Below are 6,841 nucleotides of genomic sequence, written 5' to 3'. Positions count from 1 at the left end.
GCGGCATCACCCGAGCCGCCGGCGAAGCCCACAACCGGGTCATCAAGCTCGCCGCCCGCATCGCCTTCGGCTACCGCAACCCCGAAAACCGGCGCTACGAACACGCTGCGCAACCACCCGCCGAGCCCGCAGATGCCTCAAACCCGCTTAACTTCGAAGAGCCGGAACACCGGGAACACCGGGCCGTCACCGGGCGTCATCGACTTGCCGCGACCAGTTCCTTCATCGACACGGAGATATCGGCGAAACGCTCCCGATCCGGGATACCGTCGGCCGCCATCAACCGGCGACCGGCGACCATGTCCATCGGGCGCCCCACGGTGACCAGCGCTTCGAGACGGCCGTCCCGGGCGAACCACCCGGCCGACCAGCCGGGCGGACGCCCGCCGCCGGGCGGCACGACGACGCCCGGATCGCCCCGGAACACCAGGTCGGCCTCCGCCGAGGGCAGTCCCGCGAACTGCACCATGCGGCCGAACTGTTCCGACCAGAAGTAGGGCACCGGGTCGTAGACGGCCTCCCCACCGAGCAGCGTGGTGACCGCGACCGCGGGCGACTGCTGGGCGCAGTCCCAGTGCTCGGCCCGCAGCCGCCGCCCGTAGCGACGCGACCACCAGGCGGCACAGTCACCGACCGCGACCACCGGCGGCGGGTCGCCGTCGGCATCGTCGGCACCATGGGCCCACTGGGCGGCGAGATGCTCGTCGACCACAACTCCCCGGTCGAGGGCGAGCCCGGAACCGGGGAGCCAGGCGATACCGGGCCGCACCCCGACGCCGACGACGACCTCGTCCGCGATCAGCTCCTCACCGCCGGCCAGCACCAGCCCGTCGGGGGTGACCCGCTCCACGGCCGTAGCCAGGCGCAGGGTGACCCCGGCCCGGGCGTACCACGCGATCGTGCACCGGCCCACCTGCGCGCCGAGCGCGGCGAACAGCGGCGAGGCGGCCGCCTCCACGACGGTGACCTCGGCACCGATCGCTGCCGCCGCCGTGGCGACCTCCGCGCCGATCCAGCCGGCACCGACGATGACGAGCCGGACGCCGGGGCGCAGAGCGTCACGCAGGCGCCGGGCGTCGTCAATGGAACGCAGGACCCGCTGCGGGCCGTCGCCCGGCAGGGTTACCGGCTCAGCTCCCGTCGCCAGCACCAGGCCGTCGTAGTCCAGCGGCCCCGTGTCGGTCTCCACGGTGCCCGGTCGCAGGCCGGTCGCCCGCCGCCCGAGGCACACCTCGACCCCGTCGAGGTCGAAGGGCAACGTCGTGTCGTCGATACGGCCGGAGAGCACGGCCTTGGACAGGGGCGGACGATCGTAGGGCCGGTGCGGCTCCGCCCCGAGCAGGATCACCTCTCCCGCGAAACCACGTGCGCGCACCTCGGCGGCGGCCCGGCCCCCCGCCATTCCCGCGCCCACGACGACTATTCGCTGCATTCGAGCAGACTATCGATGACCCGCGACGCCGGGCCGCCGTCACCGCACCGGGTCGACGAGCGGAAAGGCGTCCTTCCACACCGGCTCGTACCCGGTTTCGGCGAGCATCGCGGCGATCTGTGCCGGCGAACGCTCGTCGGAGATCGAGAACTGTTCCTGGGCCGTGCCGGGCGTGGTGTAGCCGCCGGGTTCGGTGGAGGAACCGGCGCTCATGGTGGTCACGGCGATGCGGACGAGCCCGTCGCGCAGCACCGCCGGCTCCCGGGTCGACAGCGACAGCGCCAGGTCCGGCTCGAACAGGCGCAGGGCCGCGTACGCCTGGACGAACTCCGCGTCGCCGACGACGACGACCGGCGGGAACCCGCTGGCACTCGGCTTGATGCGCGGCAGCGCGATCGAGACCTCGGTCCGCCAGTAGCGACGGGAGAGAAAGGATGCGTGCGCGGCCAGCGCGAGCACGTCAGCGCGCCAGTCCGGGGCGAGCCCGAGCAGCGCGCCGATCCCGAGCCGGCGCGCCCCGGCCCGCGCGGCCCGTTCGAACGAGGACAGCCGCCGGTCGTAGTCACGCTTCCAGCCGGCGACATGCACCTCGGCGTAGCGGGCCCGGTCGTAGGTCTCCTGGTAATGGACGACTCCCTCCAACCCGGCACGCACCAGCCGGGCATAGGTGTCGTCCGACCAGGTCTGGGTCTCGATGCTGATCGAAGGGAACATCGGCCGCAGCCGCTCGACCACCGCGACGAGGTAGTCGGCCGACACCTCGACGCGATGCTCGCCGGAGACGAGCAGCAGATGACGGAACCCCCGGTCGGCCAGCAGGCGTCCCTCCACTACCACCTCCTCGATACCCAGCGTGCGGCGCACCACCGGCAGGCCCTTGGCGAAGCCGCAGTAGGTGCAGGACGACAGGCAGGCGTTCGACACGTACATCGGGGCGAACAGCCGGACCGCCCGACCGAACCGGAGCAGGGTCGCCTCCCGGGCGGCAATCGCCAGCTCCTCCAACCGGGCGGTGGCCGCGGGTGAGAGCAGGATCGCCAGCTCCGCGAGACCGATCCGGGGAGTGGCTGACCCGCCGGATCCGGGCCGAACCCGCCGCAGCACCGTGCCCACCTCGGCGGACGTGGCCCGCCGCGACATCGCGGACAGCCCGGCCAGGTCGTGACCGGCAAGTTCGCGCGCGAACTCCCCTGGCGGGGCGCTCACCTGGACGCCTCGCCCACCACCGCCGCCGGCACGGGTACCGGGGACGCCGAGGGCGCGGGCGACGCGGGTGACGGGTGGGCGCCGAGGAACCCGGTGAGCGGGGAGGAGGCGGACGCCACCGTGGCCGGGCCGGCGGCCCCTCGGCCGGCCAGGAAACCCAGCCGGCCGGCGGCGGTGGCGAGCGCGAAGGCCCGCGCCATGCGCGCCGGATCGGCGGCCACCGCGATGGCGGTGTTGACCAGCACCGCGGCCGCGCCGATCTCCATCGCCTCGGCCGCGTCCGAGGGCACCCCGAGCCCGGCGTCCACCACCACCGGCACCCCGGCGCTCGCCACGATTGCCTCGATCGCGTCCCGGGTGCGCAGCCCGCGGTTCGAGCCGATCCAGCTGCCCAGCGGCATCACGGTGGCGCAGCCGACCTCCTCCAGCCGGCGGGCCAGCACCGGATCGGCCGAACAATAGGGCAGAACCGTGAAGCCGTCAGCCACCATGAGCTCGGCGGCGCGCAGGGTCTCCACCGGATCCGGCGCCAGGGTGCGCGGATCCGGGGTGACCTCCAGCTTGACCAGACCGGTGCCCGTCGCCGCCCGCCCGAAGCGGGCCAGCCGCAGCGCCTCGGCCGCGTCCACCGCTCCCGAGGTGTTGGGCAGCAGGGTCATCGACCGCGGGATGAAGTCGAGAATGTCGCCGTCACCGATCCGGCCGATGTCGACCCGGCGCAGCGCCACGGTGACGATAGTGGCACCGGAGGCGACGAGGCTGTCCCGCATCACCTGGTGACTCGCGAACTTCCCGGTGCCGATCAGCAGCCGGCTGCCGTAGGACCGCCCGGCGATGACGAGATCGTCCGCCCCCGCGGCACCGTGCCCGGCCTCACCACCGCCCCCACCCCCGCCGTCGGCGTCGGCGTCGGCGTCGCCACCGGAGGAGGCACCTTCACCGGCGAGGCCGCCGAGACAGGAACCATCGGGAGGAGAATCACCGGGACGGGAGCCGGCAGGACGTAGTGGGTGCTGCGGCACGATCTTTCATCCTCCCCACGCGCGCATGACCGCGATCGGGTATACGGGTCGCCGACGGGATACTGGCCGGCCTCTCAGCCCACGTCCGCGGGCTCCCCGGAGCAATCGACAGTGTAACCGCTGCTCCCTGGCCGCGGCTTCGGGTGTCCCGCCGCGACGCCGATCTGCGCCCGTCGACGATCATCTCGACCTCGGGAGCCGATTCAATGTGGGCATCCGGGTTTCATCCGGTAGACACCATGCTGCGCGACGAGGTACTTCTCGCTCGAACGGCGTATCCGGGTTAACCTCGCGGGGCTCCGGTAGCGGCATCCTTCGGCAACGATCGTAAACTCTCCCTCGTGGATGCCACCGTGGCCGACCCCGTCATAGGTCGGCTTCTCGACGGCCGCTACACGGCGCAGGAACGGCTCGCCGTCGGCGGGATGGCGACGGTGTACGTCGCGCACGACAACCGGCTGGACCGGCTCGTTGCCCTCAAGGTCATGCATCCCACTCTCAATCACGACCCGGAGTTCGTCACCCGTTTCCATCGCGAGGCCAAGGCCGTGGCGCGGCTCAACACCCCGCGCGTCGTCTCCGTCCTCGACCAGGGCTCCGACCACATCCCCGCCGGCCTGGTCAACTACCTGGTGATGGAGCTGGTGCGCGGCCGGTCGCTGCGCCAGCACCTGGGTGCCCAGGGCCGGCTCCCGGTCGCCGAGGCCATCGAGATCATCGAGCCCGTGATCGAAGCCCTCGGCGCCGCGCATGCCGCCGGCATCATCCACCGCGACATCAAGCCCGAGAACATCCTGCTCGGTGACGACGGCCAAGTGAAGGTCGCGGACTTCGGCCTCGCCCGTCCGGTGAGCCAGCCCACCCAGGCACTCACCGGCGGAGTGGTGATGGGCACTGTCGGGTACCTCGCCCCTGAGCAGGTCACCCACGGCGTCGCCGACACCCGCAGCGACGTCTACGCCGCCGGTGTGGTGCTCTTCGAATCCCTGACCGGGCAGCTCCCGCACAGCGGCGCCACCCCGATGTCGGTGGCCTACCAGTCCGTCCACGGCGACGTGCCGGCGCCGTCCACCATGATCGAGGGCATTCCCGCCGAGCTGGACGGTCTTGTTCTCCGGGCCACCGCCCGCGACCCGGCGCGCCGGCCGGCCGATGGTGCGGCGCTGCTGGCGGAGCTGCGGCGCATCGAGCCGTTCCTGCCCCCGCAGGACGCCTACCCGAGCGGGTTCACCGGCGAGATCGAACGGATCGGGTTGGCCGAGCGGCCTCCAGGGGCTCGGGATCCCGGGTACACCCAGCCATTCCAGGCCGAGGACTACGACGACTCCCAGGGCGCCGGGGCGGGGGCCGCCGCGGAGCGCGCGTTCGCCGGTGCCGGGCCGGGCCAGCCAGGCACCGGCGCGCTCTATCGATCCGCCTCCCCGCCCTCCCCGACCGCCACGGCCTATCTCGGGGGGTGGTGGCGGGCGCGGGCAGCGACGAGCCGCCGCATCGCCACGCTCCCGGGGGCTCATCCCGGTCGTCGTCGGTGGCGTGGCCGTCCTGGTCCTGCTGCTCGGGATCCTCGCGTTCCGTTCCCTGTCCGGCGGAGGGACCGAGGTCCCGCTGCTGACAAACCTGAGCAGATCCGACGCCGAGAAGATGCTGCGCGACGCCGGCTTCCAGTTCACCTACCTCGACCCGGTCACCAGCGCCACGGTGCCGGTCGGCCACGTCTCCCAGCAGGATCCCCAGGACGGGTCGAAGGTCAACAAGGGCGCGCTCATCACCCTGCGGCTGAGCTCCGGGCCCGCGACGGTGCGCGTGCCGGACCTGGCGAACCTCACCGAGGCCCAGGCCAAGGCCCGGCTGGCCGAAGTGAACCTGACCCTCGGCGGCCTGAGCCCACAGTCCAGTGACACGGTGCCGGCGGGCCATGTGATCGGTACGAACCCCGGGGCCGGCACCGCACTCAAGCCGAAGGACTAAGGTCGTCGTGATCACTTCGACGGGCCCCGCGGCGAAGCCGGTGCCGGCCGACATCATCGGCAAGTCGTTCGAGGAGGCCAGGGCCGAGCTCGTCGGCCTGAACATCGGCCTCGTGGTGCAGCGTATCGGTGCCGTGAACGACGCCGTGCAGCCCGGTCAGGTCTTCGGGGTCTCTCCCGACGTGGGGCAGCCGATCTCACCCGGCGGCACCGTCACCCTCACCGTGGCCGAGGCCGGCAGGTTCGACGACGACGACGGTTCCGGGGGCGACGGCAGCGGGATCCAGGTCCCCGTGCCGAACGTGGTCGGGAAGAGCTACCGGGAAGCCGAGAACATCCTGCGGCGCCGGGGGTTGAAGATCGACCGTATCGGCTGGATCGGCGGGCCGGGCGACCGGGTGACGTCGCAGTCCGCCCAGGCCGGGGCCAAAATCGAAAAAGGAAGTACCGTGCACGTCAACACAACGTGGGACCCCCTCGACTGAGCCGCCATCCCCCACCAGGTTGATCACATTGTGCGACGAATCGTGCGGCGGGCGAGAGATCCGCGACCGGTTCCCCGGGGGGACGACGGCGTGAAGGCAGCGCGTGGTCGTGGCCGGTGGCCCGCCGGCTCGCGGCGGCCGACGTCTCAGTGGTGGCGGGGGTCGTGGTGGCGGGGCATGGCCGGCGGTGGGCGGGGGGCTGAGCGGGTCGCCGACCTGCTGGACGGACAGCGCCCCTCGCACGACGAGACCGACGTGCGGCTGATCGACACGGTGGCGGCCCTCCGGGACCTGCCGTCGCCGCGGCTGCATCCGGCACGGCGCGCCGCCCTGCGCGGACAGCTGTTCGCCACCGTCACCGGCTCCCCGGCGTGCGATCCCGTCCGTTCCCCCGCCGCCGGTTTCCCCGGCACCTCCGTGAGGAGCCACGAGACCGAGGCCCGTCCCACGAGAATCCGTCCCACACGCGCGTCTCCCGAGAGCGTCGATCATGAACTGCCGGGAAACGACCCGGTCGACGCGCGGTGGGTACGCCGGACCGGTGCCTCCGGTGTCTCCGCCTCCGGTGTCTCCGGCCGGGGCAGGATGGCCCGGGCCGCTCGACCACTGCTGGCCGGAGCACTCACCGCCGCCGTCACCACGGCGGCCCTCGCGGTCAGCTCGGGAGACGCGCTGCCCGGCGACACCCTGTACGGCGTCAAACGACAGGTCGAAGACCTCCAGGTGTCG

At 72.5% G+C, this 6,841-nt stretch carries 6 protein-coding genes, 1 pseudogene and 1 riboswitch; of the genes and pseudogenes, 4 read left to right on the top strand and 3 right to left on the bottom strand.

What is annotated here, in order from left to right; all coding sequences use genetic code 11:
* Positions 1 to 196: 196 nt before the first annotated feature.
* From AC08OU_RS20905 to AC08OU_RS20895, 3 genes are all read right to left on the bottom strand, one after another.
* Positions 197 to 1,432, bottom strand: a complete 1,236-nt coding sequence (locus AC08OU_RS20905) for an NAD(P)/FAD-dependent oxidoreductase (RefSeq protein WP_476601818.1) — start codon at positions 1,430 to 1,432, stop codon at positions 197 to 199.
* 39 nt (positions 1,433 to 1,471) lie between these two features.
* On the bottom strand, positions 1,472 to 2,638 hold the full coding sequence (thiH, locus tag AC08OU_RS20900) for a 2-iminoacetate synthase ThiH (RefSeq protein ID WP_476601817.1): 1,167 nt from the start codon (positions 2,636 to 2,638) through the stop codon (positions 1,472 to 1,474).
* Positions 2,635 to 3,660: a thiazole synthase gene (locus tag AC08OU_RS20895; RefSeq protein WP_476601816.1), complete on the bottom strand. Its 1,026-nt coding sequence runs from the start codon at positions 3,658 to 3,660 to the stop codon at positions 2,635 to 2,637. The genes thiH and AC08OU_RS20895 overlap by 4 nt, the downstream gene beginning before the upstream one ends.
* Positions 3,656 to 3,769, bottom strand: a riboswitch (TPP riboswitch). Its footprint overlaps the gene before it by 5 nt.
* A 316-nt stretch (positions 3,770 to 4,085) precedes the next feature.
* Here AC08OU_RS20895 and AC08OU_RS20890 point away from each other — a divergent pair.
* The 4 genes and pseudogenes from AC08OU_RS20890 to AC08OU_RS20875 all read left to right on the top strand — a co-directional run.
* A pseudogene (locus AC08OU_RS20890) lies at positions 4,086 to 4,751 on the top strand (protein kinase domain-containing protein); the annotation flags it as partial.
* 442 nt (positions 4,752 to 5,193) lie between these two features.
* Entirely contained in the window at positions 5,194 to 5,628 is a 435-nt protein-coding gene (locus AC08OU_RS20885; RefSeq protein WP_476601815.1) for a PASTA domain-containing protein, read from the top strand.
* A gap of 7 nt (positions 5,629 to 5,635) precedes the next feature.
* Positions 5,636 to 6,112 (top strand): PASTA domain-containing protein, encoded by a 477-nt coding sequence (locus tag AC08OU_RS20880; protein ID WP_476601814.1) that lies wholly within the window; start codon positions 5,636 to 5,638, stop codon positions 6,110 to 6,112.
* Positions 6,113 to 6,289: 177 nt separating this feature from the next.
* Positions 6,290 to 6,841 (top strand): hypothetical protein (locus AC08OU_RS20875; RefSeq protein ID WP_476605614.1); only part of this gene is annotated, 552 nt, incomplete at its 3' end.

The organism is Frankia sp. CcMO1, from assembly GCF_977945845.1.
Note: the sequence above shows the minus strand (reverse complement) of the source record. Positions and strands in the feature narration are given on the sequence as shown.